Source organism: Acidovorax sp. FG48 (assembly GCF_057809085.1).
Genome location: NZ_JBMDJH010000006.1, coordinates 159,087 through 182,733, shown reverse-complemented (window position 1 = coordinate 182,733; position 23,647 = coordinate 159,087). Strand labels below are relative to the sequence as shown.

20 protein-coding genes are annotated in these 23,647 nt (G+C 63.1%); 11 read left to right on the top strand and 9 right to left on the bottom strand.

The window, feature by feature from the left end; genetic code table 11:
- Window positions 1-352: 352 nt before the first annotated feature.
- Together ACODSU_RS11265 and ACODSU_RS11260 are read right to left on the bottom strand one after the other, a co-directional pair.
- Complete coding sequence (locus tag ACODSU_RS11265; RefSeq protein WP_488842366.1) at window positions 353-4,861, bottom strand: NACHT domain-containing protein; 4,509 nt, start codon at window positions 4,859-4,861, stop codon at window positions 353-355.
- 218 nt (window positions 4,862-5,079) lie between these two features.
- The gene (locus ACODSU_RS11260) at window positions 5,080-5,703 is read right to left on the bottom strand and encodes a hypothetical protein (protein ID WP_488842365.1); all 624 of its coding nucleotides are present in this window, start codon (window positions 5,701-5,703) and stop codon (window positions 5,080-5,082) included.
- A gap of 1,094 nt (window positions 5,704-6,797) precedes the next feature.
- Between ACODSU_RS11260 and ACODSU_RS11255 the strand changes: the two genes are divergently transcribed.
- From ACODSU_RS11255 to ACODSU_RS11240, 4 genes are all read left to right on the top strand, one after another.
- Window positions 6,798-7,802 (top strand): hypothetical protein, encoded by a 1,005-nt coding sequence (locus ACODSU_RS11255; RefSeq protein WP_488842364.1) that lies wholly within the window; start codon window positions 6,798-6,800, stop codon window positions 7,800-7,802.
- A gap of 102 nt (window positions 7,803-7,904) precedes the next feature.
- Window positions 7,905-8,552 (top strand): hypothetical protein, encoded by a 648-nt coding sequence (locus tag ACODSU_RS11250; protein ID WP_459263431.1) that lies wholly within the window; start codon window positions 7,905-7,907, stop codon window positions 8,550-8,552.
- Between the two features lie 68 nt (window positions 8,553-8,620).
- Window positions 8,621-8,935, top strand: a complete 315-nt coding sequence (locus tag ACODSU_RS11245) for a single-stranded DNA-binding protein (RefSeq protein WP_488842363.1) — start codon at window positions 8,621-8,623, stop codon at window positions 8,933-8,935.
- Between the two features lie 140 nt (window positions 8,936-9,075).
- Window positions 9,076-9,576, top strand: a complete 501-nt coding sequence (locus tag ACODSU_RS11240) for a hypothetical protein (protein WP_488842362.1) — start codon at window positions 9,076-9,078, stop codon at window positions 9,574-9,576.
- A gap of 159 nt (window positions 9,577-9,735) precedes the next feature.
- Here ACODSU_RS11240 and ACODSU_RS11235 read toward each other — a convergent pair whose 3' ends face one another.
- Window positions 9,736-10,158 carry a hypothetical protein gene (locus ACODSU_RS11235; protein WP_488842361.1) on the bottom strand — a complete coding sequence of 141 codons (423 nt, stop codon included), beginning with the start codon at window positions 10,156-10,158 and terminating at the stop codon, window positions 9,736-9,738.
- A 95-nt stretch (window positions 10,159-10,253) separates the two neighbouring features.
- Window positions 10,254-10,697, bottom strand: a complete 444-nt coding sequence (locus ACODSU_RS11230; RefSeq protein ID WP_488842360.1) for a hypothetical protein — start codon at window positions 10,695-10,697, stop codon at window positions 10,254-10,256.
- A gap of 1,030 nt (window positions 10,698-11,727) precedes the next feature.
- Between ACODSU_RS11230 and ACODSU_RS11225 the strand changes: the two genes are divergently transcribed.
- From ACODSU_RS11225 to ACODSU_RS11215, 3 genes are all read left to right on the top strand, one after another.
- Window positions 11,728-12,507 carry an alpha/beta hydrolase gene (locus ACODSU_RS11225; protein WP_488842359.1) on the top strand — a complete coding sequence of 260 codons (780 nt, stop codon included), beginning with the start codon at window positions 11,728-11,730 and terminating at the stop codon, window positions 12,505-12,507.
- A 307-nt stretch (window positions 12,508-12,814) separates the two neighbouring features.
- The gene (locus ACODSU_RS11220) at window positions 12,815-13,000 is read left to right on the top strand and encodes a hypothetical protein (protein ID WP_015014689.1); all 186 of its coding nucleotides are present in this window, start codon (window positions 12,815-12,817) and stop codon (window positions 12,998-13,000) included.
- Window positions 13,001-13,216: 216 nt separating this feature from the next.
- A complete protein-coding gene (locus tag ACODSU_RS11215; RefSeq protein ID WP_060986203.1) occupies window positions 13,217-13,525 on the top strand; it encodes a hypothetical protein in 309 nt (102 codons plus the stop codon).
- 141 nt (window positions 13,526-13,666) lie between these two features.
- Here the strand turns inward: ACODSU_RS11215 and ACODSU_RS11210 are convergent, their stop codons facing one another.
- From ACODSU_RS11210 to ACODSU_RS11195, 4 genes are all read right to left on the bottom strand, one after another.
- Window positions 13,667-14,356: a hypothetical protein gene (locus tag ACODSU_RS11210; RefSeq protein WP_488842358.1), complete on the bottom strand. Its 690-nt coding sequence runs from the start codon at window positions 14,354-14,356 to the stop codon at window positions 13,667-13,669.
- The gene (locus ACODSU_RS11205) at window positions 14,353-15,378 is read right to left on the bottom strand and encodes an MlaD family protein (protein ID WP_488842357.1); all 1,026 of its coding nucleotides are present in this window, start codon (window positions 15,376-15,378) and stop codon (window positions 14,353-14,355) included. Before ACODSU_RS11205 ends, ACODSU_RS11210 begins: the two co-directional genes overlap by 4 nt.
- Before the next feature lie 50 nt (window positions 15,379-15,428).
- Complete coding sequence (locus tag ACODSU_RS11200) at window positions 15,429-16,229, bottom strand: MlaE family ABC transporter permease (protein WP_015014693.1); 801 nt, start codon at window positions 16,227-16,229, stop codon at window positions 15,429-15,431.
- A 157-nt stretch (window positions 16,230-16,386) separates the two neighbouring features.
- Window positions 16,387-16,851, bottom strand: coding sequence for a Cd(II)/Pb(II)-responsive transcriptional regulator (locus ACODSU_RS11195; protein ID WP_488842356.1), 465 nt, complete (start codon window positions 16,849-16,851; stop codon window positions 16,387-16,389).
- Between the two features lie 73 nt (window positions 16,852-16,924).
- On the opposite strand from ACODSU_RS11195, the gene ACODSU_RS11190 reads away from it, so the two are divergent.
- The 3 genes from ACODSU_RS11190 to ACODSU_RS11180 all read left to right on the top strand — a co-directional run bounded on the left by ACODSU_RS11190 (window position 16,925) and on the right by ACODSU_RS11180 (window position 19,299).
- Entirely contained in the window at window positions 16,925-17,596 is a 672-nt protein-coding gene (locus ACODSU_RS11190) for a cation efflux transmembrane domain-containing protein (RefSeq protein WP_488842355.1), read from the top strand.
- A 3-nt stretch (window positions 17,597-17,599) separates the two neighbouring features.
- Window positions 17,600-18,475, top strand: coding sequence for a DUF3703 domain-containing protein (locus ACODSU_RS11185; protein ID WP_488842354.1), 876 nt, complete (start codon window positions 17,600-17,602; stop codon window positions 18,473-18,475).
- Between the two features lie 185 nt (window positions 18,476-18,660).
- Window positions 18,661-19,299 carry a YitT family protein gene (locus tag ACODSU_RS11180; RefSeq protein ID WP_422847097.1) on the top strand — a complete coding sequence of 213 codons (639 nt, stop codon included), beginning with the start codon at window positions 18,661-18,663 and terminating at the stop codon, window positions 19,297-19,299.
- A 12-nt stretch (window positions 19,300-19,311) separates the two neighbouring features.
- Here the strand turns inward: ACODSU_RS11180 and ACODSU_RS11175 are convergent, their stop codons facing one another.
- Window positions 19,312-22,836: an EAL domain-containing protein gene (locus ACODSU_RS11175; protein ID WP_488842353.1), complete on the bottom strand. Its 3,525-nt coding sequence runs from the start codon at window positions 22,834-22,836 to the stop codon at window positions 19,312-19,314.
- A 267-nt stretch (window positions 22,837-23,103) separates the two neighbouring features.
- On the opposite strand from ACODSU_RS11175, the gene ACODSU_RS11170 reads away from it, so the two are divergent.
- Window positions 23,104-23,646 carry a hypothetical protein gene (locus tag ACODSU_RS11170; protein WP_488842352.1) on the top strand — a complete coding sequence of 181 codons (543 nt, stop codon included), beginning with the start codon at window positions 23,104-23,106 and terminating at the stop codon, window positions 23,644-23,646.
- Window position 23,647 lies beyond the last annotated feature (1 nt).

The following is a 23,647-nucleotide window of genomic DNA, read 5'->3' as shown; positions in this document are numbered from 1 at the left end:
GTCGCAGTGAACCACGATGCACACACGTACGTGCCTTCGTTATGCTGTTGGTTTTGATGGCGTCCAGCCTTGGTCGTTCGCAGGCTATGGTCCTGCCGTAGCGCTGGATAGCAATACCACGGTCGATGTGCTGACGCCTGCCTCGATTGTGCGTACGTTTTCTGCAGGGTTTGTGCCCAAGGCACACGAGTCTTTGAAATTGAGTTGACGTTGAAATTGACGAAGCCGAGCAATCCAGCTCGTGGCCAGTGGCGACCTGCGGGCCATCATTTTTTGATGTGGCTGAACCTGTCAAAACGACGGCTGCAAGGGGCACCCCACCGGCGCGTCCCCCTCCAGTGCGGGCAAGAAATCAAGTGCCGGAGCTCCGCACGAAAACACTCGAAATAGCTCGTAGCGCGGCCAACTGCTCCTTGTTGCCCGGGCGATACTTCGTTCTCTTCCCGAACTGCTTCACGTCACTTCCACTCATGGTGAAAACTGTGGTGTGGTACAGACAGCCTCCGAACCCATTGCTGAGCCCAACATCCTGACCCCCGTAGACATTCTTTTCACCAGCTATCACCCAGACGGGCTCAAGCCCAGCCTGCGCCAGGCACTGCAGGAAATATTCCCGCGAAACCACGCCGGCCCCAGAGCCACATGTGTGTAAGGAGGGGTCCTGCCACCGAACGACCCCTGAGGAGTCGGCATACTCCGGTTTCTTCCCGCTACGCAGGTGCAGGCCGAGTAGCTTCATGGCGGCCGCCGAGGGAACCTGGAGCGTGAACGACTCTTGGACCGAGTTGTCTTCGGTGTTTCCTTCAGCTCTAAGCGATTCAACTATTCCGGCGTATGGAGTACCGATGCCTGCATACGCGTTGCCCGAAAGCTCGATGTCCTTGGCGTCGCGCCAACCATGCTCCCCCAAGAAGCTGTCTGTGCCGCCGTCTCCTGAGAGGCGTGAAGAGTCTCCGCGCTGATTTTTCAGCAGGTCTGCTGCTAGCGCAGCGCCAGCGCCTTGCTTCGTCAGCAAGCAAGTGATGTGGGACCACGCGTCGGCATGATTGCGCCTGTTCTGTCCTGGAACCTTCCAGTGCCTAAAGGCGCGCACAACAAGCCACTTGCCACCTTTGGGGTCGACAACCTCAATCTGGTCCATCCCATTGCACAGGTCCTCCTCCACCGGGAGCCATGCCAAGAGCAACTCCGTGTCGCCAACTGGCAGCCGCGGGGAGGAGGGAGTCCACCAGGTCACCGGCGTGGGGGACCAGCCGGATTCTTGCGTTGCGCGGACAAGAAGCGAGGGGTCGATGTCCTTCTTCATGTCCCGGCCTCTCGGTCCGTACTCAAAGGCCCGCAGCGCTCCCTCGTCCTGATAGGAGCAAACAGTCAGGTTGTCTGCCAACCGAGCAGTGACTTCGGCAAGTGCGATGTGCTGGTACTTCTTGCCGATACGCTCGACGCGGTGATTGCCCATGCGCTCGCGGGAGATATGAGGGCCATCATCGAACGACTTGAAGAGTTCTTCGGTCCACCCCATCGTGTGCGCGCGAGCACAAATCCAGCGCCTGACCGTTGCATGGTCGAACTCGGGTGGCCGCTGGTTGTCGTCGTCCATCCTTGTGGCTTCAAGCAGATGCAATTCGGCAAAGTTCGCGTACTCCGCCCGCATCTCGGGAGTCAGCAAGCTTTTGAACACGAAGTTGGCATTGGCAAGCGCCTCCCAGAGCTGCTCGGACTCGTCGTTGCCTTCGCCACTGAGCCAATACTGGTCTGGCCGCTGGCGGTACCGCAAACTCGCCTCAAGAAGGTCTACGTACGCCCGCACCTGGGCTTCTTCTGCCTTGCCTCTGAAGTCAACTTCCCAGCGCAAATAAAGCCGCGGCGTGGTCTGCCCGACCAGTCTCCGAGGAACGTCGACGAAGTCGTGGAGCCAAGCACGCAAGGTGTAGGTGCCGAAGTCGCCGTACTCTTCGGTCGACGAGTAGATGTCGTCGCCGTAGCCATTTTTTCGGTACTCCTTCAAGCTCTCCTCTGTCACCTCTTCCAAGGGCCACGGGGAGGAGAACCTGGCCTCTGCGGCTGCTATGTCCACTTCATGAGATAGCTGGCCAGCCGATTGAGCGTAAAGAAACGTGCCAAGCGCATAGTCGCGTGCAAGCAGGTGCACCGGTGGTGTGCGCCCCGACGCGAAGTGGTTTCGCCATACCGCCGACGTGACTGCTTTGCAACCTAGCTTGTCGTCCCCCTGCATCATCGCTCCATAGCAGGCCGCCAGCAGGCGCTCTGTGATGTAGGGGTCGTCGACATCGGCGAACTTGTCGAGCAGTTCAGAGGCGATGGTGAGCTTGGGCGCCAGGAGATTGACTAGCGCCTTCGTGGAGCGGTCCCGCACGGCTCGGTTGCTGGTGGACAGAAACCATGTGAGTGTGAGGCAAGCAAGTCGAAGACGCTGTTCTTCCACCTCGCCGGCTTCAACCTGCCAAGCCCATTCGACGAGCGTCTCGACCGCGCCGCCTTCGCTCAGGTCGTCTTCCGCCAGGAATACAGACCATCGCGCATCACGGTGTGGCATGGGCAGCTTCCACAGCTCACCGTGCAGCCACTCGGCGTTGAACTGGTTTTCAGGCTCAGTGCAGACCAGTAGCAGCAGTCCGTATGGAGACCGCCCGGTGAGCTCGCACACCTTGCTTATCCAGCTCACTGTGCCTTCTGTGAACGCTGTCGGCGCGCGCCAAAGCAGAGAACTACCGAACGCGTCACAGAGGGTCGTATCGTCAATTGAATCTTCCGGCAGAACATCAAACAGCTCACACCCAAAACGTTCTGGGGCCTGGACCGCGAGTGCTTCGACCACGCCGGCGAAGCGCCAGGATGCATCGGGCCCGAAGTAACTAGAGAGCGGCACGCGCCCGAACGAGCTTTTGAGGTCGGCTGGGTCCACTTGGGCGACAAGGCGCTCGGCACGCAGGTGGTCAGACAGTCGCTCGAAAGTGAACCTGATGGTCTCCACAACCTTGCCGTTATGGCGCTCGACTTCCTGGGTCAGTACGCCCTCGGACAGGAACGCTGACAGCAGGCTTCGTTCCTCACTGCCGCCGGAGTTGTGGAAGCTGTCTAGCAGCTCAATCGTGGTGTCGAGCGGCAAGCTCCCCCCGTCACCATGGGCGCTGCAGGCGTCAAGGAATCCGTCGAGTGCCTTGCGCGCAATCTTCTGCAGGGGAACCAGCCGAAGCTGCCGCTCGACCTTCTTGGCGACCGCCGCAAGGTAGAAATCGAAGATAGCTGTGACGCCCTCCAGCCCCTTGGGTAACTGCTTGAGATTCTCGGCATCTAAGTAGGCGCAGCAAGTTCGAAGAAAAAGAGGATTCTCGAACTCGCGGGCCAGGTTTGGCGAGCTGGGACGGGCGATACCGCGGCGGTCCAGGTATGCCTTGGCGGCAGCGCCTGAGTGACCAGCAAAGCCGCGGTGAACGATTCGTTCAAGACCCTTCAGGGGGAGGTAGTTCAGGTAGGTGTCGCGTACGGTCAGAACCAAGGCTAGGCGCGGAAACTGCTGCATCTGGGCAACGAAGCCTTGCAGTCGGGACTCCCAAAGGTCGACGCCGTGCCTCTCGTTCAAAGCGTCGATTGCAAGCACTGACCGGCAGCCGGCAGCCTCTGCAGCTGCATCTAATGCGCCGAGGAACTCATTCGTGCTCACCTGCGAGACGTCCAGCTGGCTTCGAATCTGCTCCCAAGGCTCGGCTTCCGTCAGGGTTCCAGTCAACACCAGCACAAAGGGGCGGTTCAGCTGAATCTGCTTCTCACCGAAGTCGGCCACCAAGTGGGACTTGCCGATGCCGGCCGGACCCGTGATGACAATTTCCCGCTTGTTTGCCAACCGCCACCTTGTGCTGGCGAGCTCGCGCCGCACGTGGTCCACGGATGCATACAAGTCGAAGAGGTCCTTGCGAGCAAGGGCGCGGTCCTTGTCCGGGACCTTCTCCTGGAGCTCGGTCAGGGCGGACGAAACGCTCTGCGTGCCTGCCGCCGACAACGCGAGCCACGCTTCCAAAGGAATCGGCACGTCGAGGGTAGCTGGCGAGCTGGCAAGCGCGTCCACCAACGGCGTGCAGGCTTGCTTCACTTGGTCAGCCGCCTGAGTCAAACACTCCCGGGCCAAGCTCCGTGCAGCCCCGTCAATCCGGTAGGTAATCTCCGCCGCCCAGGCGCTTGGCTCCTCCAAAAGCTTTGAGTCGCGCGCAAGCGCTTGCAAGGCTTGCTCGATAGGTAGGTCGACGTGGCTTTCGGGGCTGTATCGCTCGCCGAGATTTTGCCGCTGTACCTCGAACTTCTGGCGGAACCAGGCCGAGTTGAAGCGTAGGGTGTCGAACCAGTAACGTGCTCGTCCCGAGTAGGCCGGTGTGTCGCGCCCAAGCCGCTCCGTGATGCTTGATGCGCTCCAGAGTTCGATTGCCAGAGTACGGCCGTGCGTTGCAGCTTCCGCGATGCTTTTGCCACGCCAAGTCTCGTACCGCTCCAACTGGCTAAGCTTGCTGCCAGACCGATTGTCCTGGAGGTCGACCGGCAGGCACAAGATGAACTTCGTCAGCTTCGGGTGAGCAGCAAGTGCCCGCTTCAAGGATTCGGTGATTTGGGAAACCTGAGTTCCCTCAAATCCGTTCATGAAGTACTTAGCCTGCCAGCCCACCTCATGCCCATCCACATAGGCGCGATAACACTCCAGGCCTTGGTCTGCCCCGGGTCCTTTTCGGATGAAGTGCGAGTCCTTGACTGGGTCTTCAAGGGCAGCCAGTTGGCAGCAGAGCTCTTCGAAACCTCCCATCTGGGTGCCACGATGCTCGCGGATGCGGGTGAAATCTAAACTAAATGCCAAAACGCCCTCCCAGAAAAATTCTTAGTGAACCGACCGGCATCCCCAGAAGGCGACGGACAACTCAGGTCGAATTGGACTATGTCAATCCGGCGGGACTACTGCAAAGCCCCATGTTGCGCTGGCAGAAGTTGGGGGGAACCGCTGAACTGCATCTGGAATTGGGTCGCTCTTCTTCTTTATTAACTTAAATTAGTGTACTGAGCTCATCGGGCCGCAATTCAAGACTTTCGGGTCTTCACAAACCCCTTCTCCTGCAGCGCCCTAAGCAAGCTGCGCTCACCCCCCTCGACAGCCCGGTAGAGCTCTGACCACAAGCGGTAAGCCCGGGTGCTTCGAGCACCCTCGACTGGAGCTCTTCCGTAGTCACCGTTGCGCACAGCTTCGACAGCCGCTTTGATGGCAACCAGGGCCTCAGCCAATTTGTCATCAGCGGTCCGAGGTGGCGGAGCCACCGGACGTGTGGGCATGTGGTCAATCAAGCGGATATTGTCGAGGGCCTTTCTGGCGGCAGTGAGGGTGGAGCCGGGCACCAAGGCGGATTGGCTGCAATGCGCAGCCTCTGTCAACAAACGGCTGGCTTCAGCGATGCGCCACAGAGGGTCTTGCTCACGCTTTGCGGCCGCAGCACGCGCCTGGATTGCTGGCAGAAGGACTTTTTCTTGGAGCTGGGCCTGCTCGGCTTCTGTCAGCACTGTGAGCAGCTCAGGCGGGATGGACTCAGCGTTGGTATCAATGGCGCCGAGGTAGTCCTCGGCAGGATGAGCGTGGGGAACGTCGGGGCCTGCTGGCACCCAACGGCGGCGGTACAAGTAGGCGCGGCGGCCGCGCAGGTTGATTTTCATGATGGGGTCTCCTTTGTGGACAGGTGGGTTGTCTTGTATAGACACCGGGCGCCAGCCCCTGGGGACAGGTAGGCCTGCACACCCGAGACAGTTGGAGACCTGACCACGGGGTGCGGCCGGGCTGCACCATGGTCGGGGCGAAGGTTGGGAGCTCCCTCGACATTGGTCCGAACGGCATCCTGAAACGCCCGGCCCGAGGGCGCTACAGGGTGCGCTCGATGACACCAGCGGGCGGACGGACGGGCGTCCAGCCCGAGCCCTCGTGGAGCCGTTGCTGCGTGCAAGAGGCACGCATAGCTTTGGTGGACATCTGTGGGAGTACAGCTGCTCGCGACAGGGCCGGTGAGGCGGTGCGAACCGCCGCCGTCCCCGCGCGTGCCGTCATTAGAGGAACGGGGTGCACAGCACCTCAACCGGCCGGGGCCCCTGGGCCGCCCGAAAGAACGGATGCTTCTGGCGGACTTAGGGTCAGCCGGGGCCGCAGGGCACGCCGTGAGCACAGTTGCGCAAGCCGTCCTGAGATACATCCGCCCTCGAAAAAACATCTGCGGACGGCGGCGGTTCGCACCGGCGAAGCCGGGCGACGGAACAGTGGCTTTGGAAGCACGTCGCGACGAAAACGCGGCTGACGCGCGCCCGTGGCGTGCGAGACCTCCAGCGGGGAGATACACCTGCCCCATGCCCGCTGGAGGCCGTGCAGTCGAACATCGGTGCCACCAAGCACTTGCGGGTCTCGCGAGGTGTGCTGGGTGGTGCGAACGGGCAGCGCGACAGCGATGCGTTCGCTACACGAGGGAACCACCGGCACGAGGCCCGACGGCACCGCACGGTTGCTCAGGGGGCCGGTGGAACCAACCACCGGAGCCCTGACAATGACAACACACCCCGACGACACGCCCGACTCCACCCCAGAACCGGCCACGACTGCCACAGGTGCAGAGATGCAATGCACCCACGGGAGAGCTGCGCCTGTCCCTGAGATGCAAGAATCCCTGCCTGCGACAGCAGAGGCCTCCCGGAAGGTTCCCCGAGGGCTGACGGCACGCATCGGAACATGGCCTCTGCAGGAGGCCATTTGGCTGCGCTCGCTGACCTTGGCCACCCGCTTTCGGGTCATCCGAACCATCGATATTGCAGTGCGCTGTTTTGCAGAGCGACCGTTCAAAGCGGCTCTGAGTGCGGCGCAAAGAGCGGTCCGTGGCATGTGCAAGGCACGATTGCTTGCCAGGTACCGCACCAGCCGCTTTATGACTGTCTACGGCATCACCGAACGTGGGGCGGCATGGCTGGAGGAACGTGACGTTGATGCCGCAGCGTCTGTGCGACGCGTCACGGACATGACGAACCCGGAGCATCGGCTGTGGGCCCAGTTTCTGACACTCTGCTCGGAGGCGCGAGGGCTGGCAGCGATGGCTGAACAGGAGTTGCTTCAGGTTCTCAGCACAAGACTCGGCTCAGACGGCTCTGTCGCGCAAGGCCTGCTGCAGGCGGCAACCAAATCACCCGGGAAGCGCAGGGTCCTGAACCTTCGACCTGACGCGGTGGCCATCGAGTCCGATGGAGTGACGTGGTTCGAGGTGGACCGCAGCGCGCGCGGGTCAGACCGTGCCGCCTCCCTCAAATCGCTGGTGCTCTCGGTGGGCGCGGCTACCACGCTCGGACCGGTGCTGCGCCGGGTCGTCGTCTACACCCGCACCGAGCGCATCAAAAACCGCGTGCTCGCGACGCTGGCAAACCTCGCCGCAGAGACGACGCGGCACTCGCTGGCCGAGGGGCGCCGCCGGCTGGTGCTCACAGAGGGTCAGCGATTCGAGGTCTGGCTCACGGTTGAGGAGCGGATGAAGGATGGGCGCCTGCGGCTTGTGGACGTTGTCGCCGGGCATGTGATGGTGCAGGAGTTGCCCATCTGGCTGCCGCGCGTGCGCATGGATGGGCGCGGCGGCTTCTCCACGCAAGGCTGGTTTGCCGACAACTATTTGCCTTACCGCAGGCCGCCGGGCATGACCCCGTGGCCACACCCCATCGGGTTATTGCACCCGGTTGATAGCGCTACGCGCATCCATGGCGAGTCACGCGACCCACCTGCGGTCAAGAAATGACATGCGCGCAGTGGGGGCCGCAGCGGCCAGCCGCCTGGATTCGAGGCAAGTGTGACTGGTGTCTATACGAACTGCGCGATACCGCGCTTTGTAAGGACAACCATGAACAGATTGAGACAGCTCACATACGAGCCATCGAAGCACAACCTGGAGACGCAGTTTGCCATGGGGCGCCTGATGTCTCCTGCAGAAGTCGCCGCGGCCACCCGGCATCGCCCTCATCATGAGACAGAGTGCTACGAGCAGCGCTGGATGCTCTGCGGAGACGTCAAGGCAGCAACCTATGAGCTTTTTTCACGCACTCCAGCTATCGCTATTCCGTTTCGCGTGAGCGCATTTACTTCGACACCTGGCAGCCGCTGGGGAGTGGTAACGCACCAAATCGAAGGCCACCAACATCGATTCGTTCTGCCTCTTTGGGAACCGGCCTCTGCAGCGTTCTTCCGTGCGATGCCCGAGGCACGCCATGGTTTCTCGCTGGGGCGCGCCGGAGAGCTGCAGGCGGTGGTGATACCGGGTCAACCCACCGGCGAGGAGGACATTCAGCCACTGCTGCGGTTGTGCACAAGCGCCCAAAGGCCGCCTGCAGAAGCGGGTCTTGGCGACATGCTTATGGCGATGCTGACGCTCGGTCGCGCAGATGCCATCCCGAGCTTCGTGATGGGGCATGAGGTGACTGATGTGAGTGTCTCCATGCTCACTTCCGGTCATGCGCTTACCGAGGCTTCACCGCAGGAGACCGTGCACTGACCCGGAACGAGCCAGGTTGCTACACGAACCAGACAGGGCATCCGCCCTGCGTTCACAAAGGACATCGCATGCAAGTTTTTGGAAACGTTGCCACCCAACCAGAGGTGAAGAAGAGCAAGGCCAGCGGCAAGGCGTACTTCGAATTTCGCCTGGCTGAGAGTCAGCGCGGCGTCGGTACCGAGCCCACTTGGTACTCGGTGCGGGTCATGACAGACAGCAGGCCGTTGCTCGACAAGGGCGATTTCGTGAAGGTCACGGGCAAACTCAAGACGGACTTCTATCTGTCACGTGAAGGCAGGCCAACGGGCACGCTGCTCATCATCGCCTTTGAGGCAGCAAAGATTGCCAAGCCCTCTTCTGTGGCGGCGGAGGTAACCAGGTAACAAGCCCAAGACTGATTCGCCCTGTGAGATTTCAAGTCTCACAGGGCTTTCTTCCGGAGCGGATTTGTTCTATGGCATCACCATGCGCTCCATGTAACATATTGTTGCAGCACCACATCCCACCTGAAAGAATCAGCTCCATGAAACGTGGTATTTACATCTGGTCCGTTCTTGTAACCTGCGGATTGCTCCTCTATTTCATCGGCTTGTTTTTTGCGCCCGAACACAAGGTGTGGGGAAAACCTTTTTATGTGTGGCCGATTCGTGCGGGGGAACTGCTCTTTGGGCTCGGAGCCGCCATCGGTGTCATCCAAGCTGTTATCCGCCGTGTGAGTAGGGCAGGGGCTGCGCGTCGTTGGGTGGACGAGGCGGGAAATGAGCAAGAACGCCTTCGTCGCAAAAGTGTGGTCGACCAGCTGGGGGCAGGAGGTGCCTTAGCTGCGGCAGGTATCGCGGGCTACGGCGGGCCGACAGCCAACGTAGATGGCACACCAATGCTCGATGGAGGCATGGTGGACGTGATGGGAAAAACCTACGGCGATACCGGTACGTCATTCGACCATCACGCTAGCACTGGACTTTCTGACAGCGATGCGTACAGCAGCACGGATTCCTCCGATATCGGCGGTATGAAATGGTGAAGCTGAACCGCGAGGCATTCGCTGCCTTGCGGCCATTCGGAGATTGGAAACGCTTGGGCGTTTGCACCTGACATCTCAAGACCTATTCGCCAGTTGGGAGCGCTGCCCGGTCTCCTCTATGGGGGGCAATGTGACGTTGCTCTAACAGCAACAACAAACTCATTCAGCATTATCTTCGAGCCAGTTGGCAATGCTGGCATAGGAGATGCAATCCATTTCGTCGTATATAAGATTATTAAAGAATGCGTGAAGATGTCGCTCATTGAGCCAAAAGCATTCCCCGTATTCTGCAAGCGCCTGCAGGAAAATTCCGATTTCTTTTAGTTTGGCGAAAAGCTCTTTAAAGTCAGAATAGTCGCAAAGCGCGATGCTTCCATATTCAGAAGCTCCCGCAATTGAATCCATAATAAAACTGACTGCGCAGGAGCTTTCTTCGAGCATCTTCTTGACATTTCTCAATGGAACGAAGGCACCAGTCTCTATATCTAATCCACCGTGATTTGAGAAAGTTTTTTTCCAATTTTCAATCTCACCGGCATTTTCAAAGAGCAGGGGCGTTTTGATAGGTGTTAGCTTAATCACAATTATTTTCTTAGGTGTTTATTGATTCGAATCTAGTTTTAGCTTCGGAAGTCAAACCCGCCTATCCCTGAGCGAACAGGCCTTCCTCAGGCCTTTCAGCAAAAGGGGAAGTAGATGAAGCCCTTTCGGAAATTCAGCTTCTTCGTCCAATCCTGGGGCTTTGCACTTGTCGGCTTGCGCTTGACGAGTCCCTTAGGTAGAAAGTGGATGGCTGTCCGGAGGTGAATGTCTGCCCGGTCATCAATCGCTGGCGGGTTGAATGAATCAATCTGCGAGAACATCAAAAAATGCGAAACCCAGTGCGCATGTTTACCCAGCGATTCCAATTGACGGGACATCAGCATCACGCCGGGGAGGGGAATCTCAAAGCTCGTGGATTCATGTGTTATTTCGACAGACTCTGCGTTCATTGCTTGAAGTGCGTAGGCAATGGTCGCAGGGTGCGTTGTATCGAGCAGCTTTTGGTGGCCGATGCTCAAGGAGCCGACAGTGACGCCTTGCGAATTTTCATAAAAAGAGATTTGGAATTTGTTTTGCATTTTGAATTCAGAAATAAAAAAGCCCCGGCGAGCGGGGCTTGAAAAGAGGACGTGTGAAAGTCTGTTGACATTAGGTCAACAAGGAGAAATGGATTGCGTAATAGGCGCCACCATCGGTCGTGGCAGGGTAGTTTGCGAGTCTGCGCGTTATCGATGGCTGCCTGGACGGCGGGATTTTTTAAAGAACACGACAATCCGACGCCCGCAGCGATATGCAGGTGGAGTCGTGTTCTTGCGCGAGATATTGCGCTGATGAGGACTTGAACTGTAACACGATACTCATTTCTCGGCTTTGCAATGAGCCGCAAAATTTTCCGTAGCGGGCAAGTACCCACCTGAGACAGCTCCACGGGGTGGGGTGCACCTCCCGCAGTTTCTGGAGCCGCAATAACCATCGGGTCCAGATGCCCGCACCGGACAGCGAAGCCCCTGGCCAGCCAGAACGACTCTTACCGAACCCGGCGGATGCGATGCCCCTCAGGCCGCCGAATTGAGTCGATGGAGCAAGGTCGGCCCCATGTCTTGGCCTTCACAGTGGGATGGTTGTCGCGGGATTCTGGTATGCGAGCCTTTCGTGGGACTTCATGCAGGATGGGTAACGCTTCAGGGGCCACCCGGGCTCCATCCGATTACACGGCGGGCGTGGAAGAAAGCGCGGGCGGTGGGCGCTTGAAAGTTGCCTCCACGAACAACTGAATATCGTCCGGTCAGACCAGTTGGATTCACTTCTGGCGCGAACCAGACGCGGTAAACTTCACCGTGAATCTTCTAGGTCATACGGGAGGTCATACGGTGACGAAGCTGCCAATTTCCGTAAGCCTTTGATTTTATTGAAAAAGTTCTTCGGATTGGACGAATCCCGCCCTCTCCGCCATATATCAACCCAGATGATTTCGGTCATCTGGGTTTTTTGTTGTCTGGCGGGCCTTTTTTGCGGACGTTGGCTTTGTGCGCCTCGGCTACGCGCTGAACCTTGCCCACGCGGCGCTCCGGTTGATGTGCTGTCAATGAACCCCCTGGAGGTCTGCACATGCTGATGCGTTGGAAGTTCTTCGGTATCTGCTGGGGGCTGGCAACCCTGATGGTGCCAGCGTGGGCGGAAGGGATGCTGTTCAAAGTGCCCACCCGCGACGGGGTGACCCACACGCTGTTCTGGGAGGCTGCGCCGAAAGCCAAGGCCACGGTACTTCTTTTTCCAGGCGGCGCGGGCGGGTTCGGCAAAGTGGAGGATGGTCGCGCCACCGGCGGCAACTTTCTCGTCCGGTCTGCGCCGTATTTCACAGCGCATGGATACAACGTGGCGATCTTTGGGCGGCCCAGCGACATGGAGCTGGGCTGGACCGAACGCACAGGTGCGGCGCACATGACCGACATCGCCAAGGTGCTGGAATTTGTGAAGCGCCAGAGTGACCTGCCGGTGTGGGTGGTGGGCACCAGCCGAGGCACGGTGTCCGCGACAGCCATGGCCGTTCATGTCAAAGACCCGGTGATTGCAGGACTGGTGCTGACCTCCAGCATCGTGCGCCGAAGCACACCGGGCGCGGTGCCCGCACAAAATCTGCAGACTATCGAGCTGCCGGTGCTGGTCTACCACCACGCCCAGGACGGTTGCAAACACTGCCAGGCCAGCGGCACGTCCGCCATCCTCCAAGGGCTGACGCGGGCACCCGTCAAAAAGCTGATGGTGGTGGATGGCGGTTCCAACCCGGTGGGAGACGAGTGCGCGGCGCAGCACTGGCATGGGTTCATCGGCATGGAGCAGGAAGCGATTGGACAAATTACCGCGTGGATTCAGGCGCCCAAGCCTTGAACCCTATCCGGCGGGGAGGACACGAGTTGGTTGCTCCAATGGCATCTTCCGCAGCACGTCCACAGCGCACTCCAGGCGCTGCTCAGCGGGCTTATTCAGTGCACGCCCCCAGCTGACGGGAAGCCGAAGGTTTCCGGATTCTTTGTAAAGGCAACAGCCCGTAACAGTTCCCGATAGACACCCGGTATCGCACTTGTCTTACACGCGGAACTGCGGCACTTTGCTGAAATCCTAGCCAGCAGCCATTGAGGTTGCCCTGGGAGGTCATTGCGGCCCCTCACCCCTTTTTGCTGAAAAGGACTTCATCATGAAACGCCATTCCTTACCGCCGGGAGCGCGCGCGCTGGTCGCGTTCATCGGCACCGTGGTGCTGGCAGTGCTGGCGGCGGTGTCGTTGTTGATGCCGGACGTGGCTGTGCAGTCTGTGGACTCGATGTCGAACGGGCTCACGGGGCTGGATCAGATCTTGTCCACCAGCTTTCTGGATCACTGAGCGCCGGAGCGAGCCGGCATCGTTGGCGCTGCGTTGCAGAGTATGTGGGTCCAAAGAGCAACACAGTAGCAAAAAGCATAGCATCGGAGTACCATTCGGCGCTGCACACCGGGAGTTTTCGGTGGCATTCTGGAATGGAGGACGATCGTGACCACACGTTTTCGCATCTCTGCAAACCGTTTTTCCTTGATTCATTACCCAAAATTCTGGGGATCGATGGCGCTGTTGGCCGTTTTGGCTGGCTGCTCCAGCCCCCGCGACAACGCCCTGGACGAGTTCTCGCGCTGGTATGACGGTGCCAGGGCCCAGGCCCAGGCAGGGGCCATGAGCTGGAGCGAGCTTTACAAGCAAAGCTTTGACCGCCTGACCGCCCTGCCCCCCTCGCTGCAGCAGGACACGCGCCTTGAAAACACCGTGCTGCTGCTGTCGGTAGCCCGCAAGCTGGAGTCCAACGAAATCAGCCCCCAGCAGTTCGCGATGGAGCGGGACGACATCGAGACCCAATTGCAGGCCCGCCTGCGCTGATAGAAGCCGCTACCGGCGGCGACCAGAGCCCTGTTACGGGCCCAAAGTCACTGCGAGCGCGCCTGTTGAAGCAGCCACTTTGATGGCGCCTCGCGTCCGGTATCCAATGCCTTACCCATCGCCCCCGCGTGGCGTGACTGGCTAACGGGGCAAGCCCGCCGACTCCTCAACCACCCTCACGCGGCGGCGCAAGGCGTCGGCTGCAGCAGCGTCTCCAGCGGCTTCAGCCCGTTGCACCTGTAGCAGCAACCACGCCATCAGCGGCCTGCGCCAGCCCTGTGCCGACGCAGTCTCGGTGGCTGTGGCGATGACTGCGGGGCTGGCCTTCCCTGTCTGCAACAAGACACCCGCCGCCACCAGGCGTGAAAGAGGGTCGGCAATGCCCGCCAAGCTGGTAGTGTTGCCCGCCGTAGCGACGGCACGCTGTGCGGGTGGCAACAGAGCCACCTGACCGGCTTGAACGCGGCCCGCCAGATAGTCGGCGTAGGCCTGCTCGGGCGCTGCGGCATCGGCCCGCAAGGCCTCAAAACGCTCGCAGGGTTCGGTGACCAGACTCGCCACCTGGGCCGCACAGCGCATCAGCTCCAGGCGGGCGAGCAGATCGAGGCGGCCCGTGCGCGCCACTTCGGCGCGAGCACGGTCCCATTCAAGCTTTTCCACGCGCGCATTGCCAGACAGATAGGCCTCGATGGCCTTCTGGGCCGCACCCTGGGCGTTCATCTGCCAGTCAGGCACTGGGGGTTGGCTGGAACACGCTGCCACCGCAAAGGCGCAGCCGACGGACAGGAGCCGCAAGGCAGCCCGCAAACGATATGCAGCAAAGGGGTTCATGGCAGCTTCAGCTCCGTGTCGCGTGCAAAGGGCCATTTGCGGTTGATCTCGTTGACCAGGCTTTCCACCTTGCGCAGGTTGCTTTCCACCTCGGCACGCAGCGCGCCCAGGTCGGTGGTGGCTTCGCGGGCATTGGCGCCGATGGCCTGGGCCTCCACCAGCACCGCGTCCACCCTCTTCAGGCTGGTGCGGGTGTCGGTCAGCAAGCCGTTGAGCTGTGCCACGGTGGCACGCACCTCGGGCACCAGCGCGTCCTTGTTGCCCTCGCTGCCAAACACCTGTTTATCGGCGCGAGCGGCCATGCCGTCCAGCCGTGCCAGCAGCGCGTTGGTGCGCTCCAGCGTGGCCACGATCTTTTTCGCGTCGGTTTCGTTGCCCATCAGCACGCCCAAGGCACCGCCCGGGCCATTGAGCCGCTCCGTGAGGGCCTTGACGTTGGTCAGGGTGCTGCCCAGCGCGGCGTCGGGCGATGTGAGGGCGTTCAGGTTGGTCAGCAGCTCGCGTGCGGTGGCCATGAGTTGCGGGATCTCCGCCGTAGCGTCGCCGCGCAACACCGGCCGCACGGCGCCATCGGGCAGTGCGGGGTCGGTGAGGATGCCGGAGTACGCCCGGATGTTGGTGCCCCCCACCAGGCCGCGCACCAGCGTGAACACGCTGGACTCGCGCAGCCAGTGTGCGTCCTTGCGGGGTACGTCCACCAGGATACGGGCGTTGCCCGATTCGGCCAGCTCGATGCGCCGCACGCGGCCAATGGGAAAGCCCGAGAAGGTCATGTCCATGCCCACCACCACGCCTTCGGAGTCATCGGCCGTCAGCACCAGCGTCTGTGTGGGCTCGAAAGCGCCCCGCGCGTACAGCAGGTACAGGCCCGAACCCACGATGAGCGCCAGGGTGAACAGCAGCAGCGCTGCAGCCTTGAGTTCCAGATAGGCCACCGGGCGCAGGGTCTCGACCGGGAGAATATCAGCCCCGGCAGGAGGTGCAGCGGGGCCATGCGATGGCTTGGGAGGGTGGTCGTTCATGTCGTGGGGTTGTGCGGGTGGGTCCGGGTGGGTGCGACTGGCGCAGGCCGTCAGTAGTAATTGCCCATGAGCGATGCCACCTCGATCAGCAGCAGCACCGCAAACATGCGGGCTAGGCCGCCCAGTTCCGAGTCGGGCTGGGTGCGTTCGCCGCTGTCATACAGCCCGGCAGCCATGGGGATCAGCGCCACGGCCAGGCTGAAGAACAGGGTCTTGAGCACAAACACCATGGTCACGCTGGGCGAAAACACCTGGCCGAACATGCGCGTATAGCTCGGCAGCCCCGCCATGTTGAAGCCGTACACCCCCAGGTACGCCAGCACCAGCGCCACCACGCAACTGAGCGCAGCCAGCGTGACGCAGGCAAACACCCCGGCAATCACGCGGGGCAGCAGTTCGATGCGCACGGGGTCGGAGCCCTGGCGGCGCAGCGCCTCGAACCGGCCCGTAAGCCGCAGGTGCGCCAGTTGCGAGCCGTTGGGAATGGTGCAGCGCATGGCCACAAACAAGGCGGCTGTGAGCGGGATGAGCTCCAGCACCAGCACGCGGATCACCATCTCCAGCGCGTAGCGCGACAGGCCGTAACTCAGCGCCGTGACCACCACGATGCGTGTGAGCACCAGGCTGATGAGCGCGGCCAGCACCGTAAAGCCCAGCAGCACCGGCGCCGTGTCCAGATACAGGTGCCGGGCCAGCGCGCGGCGGGTGCCCTTGCCGTAGCTGGACGGCGACAACACCAGCACCAGCACCACCGCACCCAGGTACAGGATGCGCCACCAGGCCACCGCCCAGCGCCGCGCCGTGTTCCACACACGTTCGGGCAGGGAGAGGCCGGGAAGGCGCGAGATCATGGGCGGATCATAGCGGGGGCATGCGCCAGGGCAGCCCATGGCAGGTTGCTGGAGATATTTGGGCCATTTTCTGGCGGTAGCGCTAGAAGAATATGCCTGAGTAGCTATCAATTAAATAGCAAATAGCACGCACACCGCCACACCGCACAACAACTGCTCACACATGCCGTTTGCCCTGGCTGGGCGTGGCGGCGGCGCCTACGGGCTGCGCGTCGGCCCGCGCATGCAGCGCTTCGATGATGTGGCAGGTGGCGTCAGCGCCGTCGCAGCGGCTGCGCAGCGCCTGCAGGTCGGCCTCCAGCGCCTGCAGCTCGGCCAGGCGGGTGCGCACATGCACCAGATGTGCATCCAGCGTGTCGCAGGCGGCATGGCAGGCCGTCTTGCTGTCCCAGTCCAGCGCCAGCAAGGTCCTGACCTCGTCCAGCGACATGTCCATGGCGCGGCACAGGCGGATGAAACGCAGCTGGTGCACGTCGGCGCTGCTGTACAGGCGGTAGCTGTTGTCGCCGCGCGCGCCGGGCAGCAGCAGCCCCTCTTTTTCGTAATACCGGATGTTGGCCGCCGACACGCCGGACTGCTGGGCGGCCTCGCCGATGCGGAACTGTGCAGCGTGGGGATCCATGGGCTTGACCTTCAAGTGACTTCAAGGTTTCCAATGATGCCATCGCTTTCCAAAACCGCCAGGAGAAAACACCATGTCCGCCCATTGCCATCACGGCCACCACGAGCACGGCGCGCCCGGCCACAGTCACGACGCCCCCGCCAGCGCAGACCCGCGCTACCGCCGCATCCTGTGGATTGCGCTCGTCGTCAACGCCGCCATGTTTGTGGTGGAACTGGGCGCGGGCACCCAGTCGGGCTCGGCGTCGCTGCTGGCCGACGCGATCGACTTTCTGGGCGATGCAGCCAACTACGGGCTGTCGCTGTGGGTGCTGGCCATGGCGCTGACCTGGCGGGCACGTGCCGCGCTGCTCAAAGGGGCCAGCATGCTGGCCTTTGGCGTGTTCGTGATCGGCCGGGTGGCGTGGGGGGTGTGGCAAGGGGTGCCGCCCGAGCCCTTCACCATGGGTGGCGTGGGCCTGCTGGCGCTGGCGGCCAACCTGGGGGTGGCCGCCCTGCTCTACGCCTGGCGCGAGGGTGACGCCAACATGCGCGGCGTGTGGCTGTGCACCCGCAACGACGCGCTCGGTAACCTGGCCGTGATGGCGGCCGCGCTGGGGGTACTGGGCACGGGCACGGCCTGGCCCGACCTGGCGGTGGCGGCCATCATGGCGGGCCTGGCCATCAGCGGCGGCTGGAGCGTGATCCGCCACGCACGGCAAGAGCTGGCCAGCACCGCCGGCGCCCCCGCAGCACACGGGCACTGATCTATGCGCGTACGCCTGTCCACTCCGCTCAACGCACCGCCCGAATGGGTGGCTGCGCAACTGCAAAGCACTGCCGTTTTTCGCCACATCACGGCGCCGCTGGTGCGGTTCACGCGCCCCGGCGGCGCGCCCTGGCCCAGCCACTGGTCTCCCGGGGATCTGCCGTTGCAGATGTGGCTGCTGGGGTTGCTGCCCATTGGCTCGCAAACCGTGCGCATCTCCATCGAGCCCGCCGGGCAGGACGACGCATGGCCCACGCTGCGCGACAACGGCGAGGGCACGCTGATGCGGCGCTGGGACCACCGCATCACGCTGCAGCCGCTACCGGACGGCCACACGCTCTACACCGACGACATTGACGTGGTCGCGCGCCACCTGCCCTGGCTGATGACGCCCCTGAGCGCGACGTTTGCCCAGGTGTTCTACCGACAACGGCGCTGGCGCCAGCTGGCGGCGCACCACGCGGCAGCACCCATGGCTGACCCCTTGCACAGGGAGCGCGCATTCGACCACCTGCTGGCAGCGTTTGCGCGCGATGCCGACGCACCGCCTGCCACCCGCTGGCATTGGCTGGAGGCCGCGCATGTGCTGGGGCAAACCACGCTGTCCCTGCATTGGCGGTCGCACACAGCCATGCTGCGCTACGCCCTGCAGTTGCGCGACTGGCGCGAGGCCGGTGGACAGGTACTGCGACTGGCCCTGGTGCCCCTGGGCCACGCGCTGGCGCGGCTGCCCATCGGCAACACGGGCCGGGCGCAGGTCAGTGCGCTGGCGCCCATGGCGTCGCAGCCGCACATCACGCAGCTGATCGACGGGGCGTTGGCGGCTGCCAGCCTATCGGCCACCCAATTTCAGTCAAAAACCGATGCTAGCGCTTGAATCATATGCGCTGGCAGCTATCAAATCAGGAGTGACCGGTTGACTGGTGCGATGGCAAGCTGGCACCCCGAAGTTGACGCACGACAAGCCCGGCATGGGGCTTGCATGGTCCAATCCACTGCCTGTGCGCCGCCCTCTGCCCCGGGGGCCGCGGGCACAGCCTTCATTCCTTTTGCTTTTTGCCCATGCCCTCCCGCGCCCCTGCCGCCCCCGCAACCCCTGCCCCGCTGGTCGTGCCCCACAGCCTGACGGAAGACGCCGTGGCCATCTTCACCGGGGTGTTGCTCATCTCGGTGGGGGTGGCGTTTTTCACCAGCGCGGGGTTGCTCACAGGTGGCACGGCGGGGCTGGCGTTTTTGCTGCACTACGCCACGGGCATCGGCTTTGGCAAGATCTTCTTTGTGCTCAACCTGCCGTTTTACTGGCTGGCGCTGCGCAAGCTGGGCCGGGCGTTCACGGTCAAGACCTTCATCGCGGTGCTGCTGCTGTCGCTGCTGACTGAGCTGCAGTCGCAGTTCCTGCAATTTGCGCAGCTGCAGCCGCTGTACGCGGCCATTGCCGGCGGGCTGATTACGGGAACGGGCTTCCTCGTGCTGTTCCGCCACCGCTGCAGCCTGGGCGGCGTGGGCATTGCCGCGCTGTACCTGCAGGACCGCTACGGCTGGCGCGCGGGCAAGGTGCAGATGGCCGTGGACTGCGTCATCGTGCTGCTGGCCCTGTGGACGGTGGAGCCCCTGCGCGTGGCCTGGTCCATTGCGGGTGCCGTGGCGCTCAACCTGGTGCTGGCCATGAACCACCGGCCGGGCCGCTACATGGCGGTTTAGGGTGGTGTAGTACTACGACGACACCTGCCAGCCCAGCCCACTGTGCAGCCGCTGCTCCAGCGCCTCGATGGGCACCGGGCGGCTGAACAGGTAGCCCTGCCACAGCGTGCAGCCGTGGCGCTCCAGAAACGCGCGCTGCGCCTCGGTCTCCACGCCCTCGGCAATCACGTCGATGCCCAGGCTCTGCGCCATGCCGATGATGGTCTGCACGATGAGCGCGTCGGTGTGCTGGATGCCGATGTTGCGCACAAAGCTCTGGTCGATCTTGAGCTGGTCCAGCGGCAGCCGCGTGAGGTACGACAGCGACGACTGGCCGGTGCCAAAGTCGTCCATCGAAAAGCGCAGGCCCAGCGCGCGCAGCGCGTTCATCTTGGCGATGGTGTCGTCCACGTTGTCCAGCGCCAGGCTCTCCGTCAGCTCCAGCTTCAGGCGGTCGGGCCGCGCCCCGGTCTGCCGCAGCACGGCCACCACCTGCTCCATGAAGTCGGCCTGGCGGAACTGGCGGGCGCTCACGTTCACCGCCAGTTGCAGGTGGGCCGTGGCCGGGTCGTCCTGCCAGCGGCGCAGCTGGGTGCAGGCCGTCTGCAGCACCCACAGGCCGATGGGCAGGATCAGCCCGGTCTCTTCGGCCAGCGGGATGAACTCGAACGGCGGCACCATGCCACGTGCCGGGTGGTTCCAGCGGATCAGCACCTCGGCCCCCACCACGTGCTTGCCGCAGCCCACCTGCACCTGGTAGTGCAGCGTGAACTGGCCCTGTTCCAGCGCCGTGCGCAGGTCGTTCTCCAGCGCCGCGCGGGCCGTGACAGCGGCCTGCATGCGGGGGTCAAAAAACCGGATGCCGTTGCGCCCTGCGGTCTTGGCGGCATACATGGCCAAGTCGGCATGCTTGACCACATCTTCCACCGTCTGCCCCTGGCCGCTGAACAGCACGGCGCCCACACTGGTGGTGCTGTGCACATGGTGCGATGCGAGCTGGTAGGGCTGGTTGAGCGCGGCCAGAATCTTTTCGCCCACCGCCTGCGCCTGCTCGGCCGCATCGGTGGCAAGGGCGCCCAGGTCTTCCAGCAGCACCAGAAACTCGTCGCCGCCCAGCCGCGCCACGGTGTCGCCCTCTCGCACGCAGGCCGTGAGCCGCTGGGCCACCTGCTGCAGCAGCACGTCGCCCATGTCGTGGCCCAGGGTGTCGTTCAGGGTCTTGAAGTGGTCCAGGTCCAGGCACAGCAGAGCCCCTTGCAGGCCCGCGCGCGCACTGGTGGCAAACGCCTGTTGCAGGCGGTCCATCATCAGGCGGCGGTTGGGCAGGTGGGTGAGCGGGTCGTAGAACGCCAGGTGCTCGATCTCGCGCGCTGCCGCCGCGCGCTGGGTGATGTCGCTGAGGGTGGCCACGTAGTGCGTCAGCACCCCGTGCTGGTCCGTGACGGCGGTGATGGCCATGAAGTGCAGGTTCACCTCGCCACTCTTGCAGCGGTTCCACAGCTCGCCCTTCCACTCGCCGGTGCTGGCCAGGCTGGCCCACATGGCATCAAAAAACGCCTTGTCGTGGTGGCCCGAGGCCAGCAGGCTGGTGCGGCGGCCCACCACCTCATCGGCGCTGTAGCCGGTGATGCGGCTGAACGCGCGGTTGGTGCGCAGAATGAGGGTGTCCGCGTCGGTGACGATCATGCCCTCTTGCGACTCGAACGCAATGGCTGCAATGCGCAGCTCGTTCTCGTCGCGCTTGCGGGCCGAGATGTCCTTGCCCACACCCCGGTAGCCGCAAAACACACCGTCGTCATCAAACACGGGCGTGCCGCTGATGGACACCCAGTACGAGCAGCCCTGCTGGTCGCGGCGCTCGAACTCGAAGTCGCGGAACTCCTGGTGGCGCTCCAGCAGCGCGCGGTGTTCTTCCCACAGCGCATCGCTCATGCCCGGTGCGGCCAGCTCCCAGCGGGTCTTGCCCATGTGCAGCGCGGCCTCCTGCACCAGCCGGTCATCGGCCCGGCCCTCGACATGAGTGAGGCGAAACTGCGCGTCCTGCTCCCAGTACCAGTCGGATGACAGCGCCGTAAGGGTGCGAAAGCGCGCCTCGTTGTCCTCCAGCTTGCGACGCACCCGGTAGGACTCGCTCACGTCGCTGAACACCAGCACCACGCCCACGATCTGCCCCTGCGCGTTGCGTATGGGGGCAGCGCTGTCGGCAATGTGGTACTCGGCGCCATGCCGGGCCAGCAAGGTGGTGTGGTTGCTCAATGCCACCACCTGGCCCCGGTCCATCACCAGCTGCACCGGGTCTATCTGCGGCTCGCGGGTGCCGGTGTTGACGATGCGAAACACCTCGGGCAAGGGCTGCCCCGTGGCCTGGGCCAGGGGCCAGCCCGTCAGGCGCTCGGCCACCGCGTTCATGCGGGTGATGCGGCCCTGCGCATCGGTGGCGATCACGCCATCGCCGATGGAGTGCAGCGTGATGGCCAGGTTTTCCTCACTCTGGCGCAGTTCGGCCTCGGCTTTCTGGCGGGTCAGCGCCATGCGGTCAAACCGGCGGCCCAGCTCGGTCAGCTCCTGCAGGCCCGTGGCGGGCACGCGCGACACATAGCGCCCCTCGGCCAACTCGTCCGTGGCGTGCAGCAGGCGCCGCAGGGGCCGCATCACGCCGCGCCGCACCCCCACCTGCGCCACGGCAAAGGACAGCACCAGGCCACCCAGCAAGAACGCCATCTCGGTCCACATGCGGCGGTTGGCTGTGGCGTACAGGTTGTCCAGCGGCACGGCCAGGCTCATGGTGGCCACGGGCTTCCCGCCCGCCTCGATGAGTGGCTGGAACACCACCAGCTCAGGGGTGCCATCCGCGCGCGTGCGCTGGCGCTGGCCCTGCGGGGTCTGCAGCACCAGGGCGCGGAACTCGCCATCGGCAAACGGAGCCCCCAGCTCGCTGGCATCGGGCGGGTAGCGCGCCAGCACGCGGCCGTCGGGGTCGGACACGCGGGCCACCGCGCCGTCCGGCAGCCCCAGGTCGGTAAGCCGCAGGCTCCACCACTCCAGCGACACCACCGCCACGGCGGCTCCCACCACGTCTTGCGTGCCCGGTGGAATCACCGGGTAGGCAAAGTTGACACTGGCCACCTGGGCGGCGCGGTCCACCTGGAAGCTGCCCACCGCAAAGTCCCGCCCCGAGATCGTCTGCTGAAAATACGGGCGGTTGGCCACATTGACGGGCGCCTTCAGCGGCCGCGCATTGCACAGCAGCTCGCCATCCACCCGTGGCACGCCAATGTTGACGTAGGTGGTGTTCAGCGACAGCACTTCGGCCAAATAGCGCCCGCACTGGGGGGCGGCGGGGTCGTGCACCGGCGGCATGGCGGCCAGTTGCTGCAGAAACTGGCGGGTGTTCTGAATCAGCCGTTGCTGGGTGCCGGCCACCGACTGCAAGGTCTGCAGCGCACGCTCTTCGGCGGCGGCGATCGCGTCTGTGCGGTGGGTCCGTGCCTGGTACACCACCAGCAGCACCGCCGGCAGCGTGGCCCACAGCACCAGCCAGCGAATCCGCGCGGACAAGGTGCTCCACATTCCAGCGACCCATGGGGGCATACCGACCTTTCTGTGCAAGAGAAAGACGCTTGGAAACACGTTGGCCGGGACCTGCGGAAAAATGGACAGGTGGGAACCGACGTGTTTCGTCACATGGTACTGCCCATGTTCCAAAAAGGCATGCACGATTTGCGCGGGTTTGCCCTCAGGGTCCTTGGCCGGTTGCCCCGGCGCGCCGGGCCAGAAAAGGGCGTGCCTTTGGAACCTTGGGCCGCCCCGCCGTATCATTGAAGCATGCGTCGCGGCTTTTTCTTCCTGCTGATGGTGGTGCTGGTCCTTCGGGGCCTGACAGGCACGGCCATGGCAGCGGGCATCGTGGCGCCGCTGCTGCCTGCAGGCCCGGCGCAGCACGCGGGGGCGCATCAGCCCGTGGCGGAAAGCATGGCCCACGACCACAGCCATGTCCACGATCATTCCGCAACCCTTGCCCAGGCCGAGGACTCGACACCTGCCCACGCGCACGCCAACGCCAACGCCAACGCCAACGCCAACGCCAACGCCCACCATGATGGTCCGGCCGTCGAGCCCGCCATCGACCACACTACTGCCAGCCACTCTGCAGCGTGCCAGGACCACGGCACGGGCTGCCCGACTCACAGCGACCACGACCACCACAGCGCCAGCTGCTCGGCCTGCGAAATTTGCCATTCGGCCATGCTGGGCCTGCCCGCATCGCTGACCCCCGCCCCCCTGCCGGCCAGAGCCCTGCTGCCCCTGGCCTCCGCGCAGTTTGACAGCGCCCCCGCAGCGCTGACCATCAAACCACCCATCGCCTGAT

Bases quoted from the DNA above. Each gene is read 5' to 3' on its own strand.
- ACODSU_RS11185 (WP_488842354.1), top strand. From the start codon at position 17,600: ATGCGCGTACGCCTGTCCACTCCGCTCAACGCACCGCCCGAATGGGTG.
- ACODSU_RS11195 (WP_488842356.1), bottom strand. From the start codon at position 16,851: ATGGATCCCCACGCTGCACAGTTCCGCATCGGCGAGGCCGCCCAGCAG.
- ACODSU_RS11240 (WP_488842362.1), top strand. From the start codon at position 9,076: ATGAAACGTGGTATTTACATCTGGTCCGTTCTTGTAACCTGCGGATTG.
- ACODSU_RS11205 (WP_488842357.1), bottom strand. From the start codon at position 15,378: ATGAACGACCACCCTCCCAAGCCATCGCATGGCCCCGCTGCACCTCCT.
- ACODSU_RS11180 (WP_422847097.1), top strand. From the start codon at position 18,661: ATGCCCTCCCGCGCCCCTGCCGCCCCCGCAACCCCTGCCCCGCTGGTC.
- ACODSU_RS11210 (WP_488842358.1), bottom strand. From the start codon at position 14,356: ATGAACCCCTTTGCTGCATATCGTTTGCGGGCTGCCTTGCGGCTCCTG.
- ACODSU_RS11225 (WP_488842359.1), top strand. From the start codon at position 11,728: ATGCTGATGCGTTGGAAGTTCTTCGGTATCTGCTGGGGGCTGGCAACC.
- ACODSU_RS11170 (WP_488842352.1), top strand. From the start codon at position 23,104: ATGCGTCGCGGCTTTTTCTTCCTGCTGATGGTGGTGCTGGTCCTTCGG.
- ACODSU_RS11200 (WP_015014693.1), bottom strand. From the start codon at position 16,229: ATGATCTCGCGCCTTCCCGGCCTCTCCCTGCCCGAACGTGTGTGGAAC.
- ACODSU_RS11250 (WP_459263431.1), top strand. From the start codon at position 7,905: ATGAACAGATTGAGACAGCTCACATACGAGCCATCGAAGCACAACCTG.
- ACODSU_RS11260 (WP_488842365.1), bottom strand. From the start codon at position 5,703: ATGAAAATCAACCTGCGCGGCCGCCGCGCCTACTTGTACCGCCGCCGT.
- ACODSU_RS11215 (WP_060986203.1), top strand. From the start codon at position 13,217: ATGGCGCTGTTGGCCGTTTTGGCTGGCTGCTCCAGCCCCCGCGACAAC.
- ACODSU_RS11190 (WP_488842355.1), top strand. From the start codon at position 16,925: ATGTCCGCCCATTGCCATCACGGCCACCACGAGCACGGCGCGCCCGGC.
- ACODSU_RS11220 (WP_015014689.1), top strand. From the start codon at position 12,815: ATGAAACGCCATTCCTTACCGCCGGGAGCGCGCGCGCTGGTCGCGTTC.
- ACODSU_RS11245 (WP_488842363.1), top strand. From the start codon at position 8,621: ATGCAAGTTTTTGGAAACGTTGCCACCCAACCAGAGGTGAAGAAGAGC.
- ACODSU_RS11230 (WP_488842360.1), bottom strand. From the start codon at position 10,697: ATGCAAAACAAATTCCAAATCTCTTTTTATGAAAATTCGCAAGGCGTC.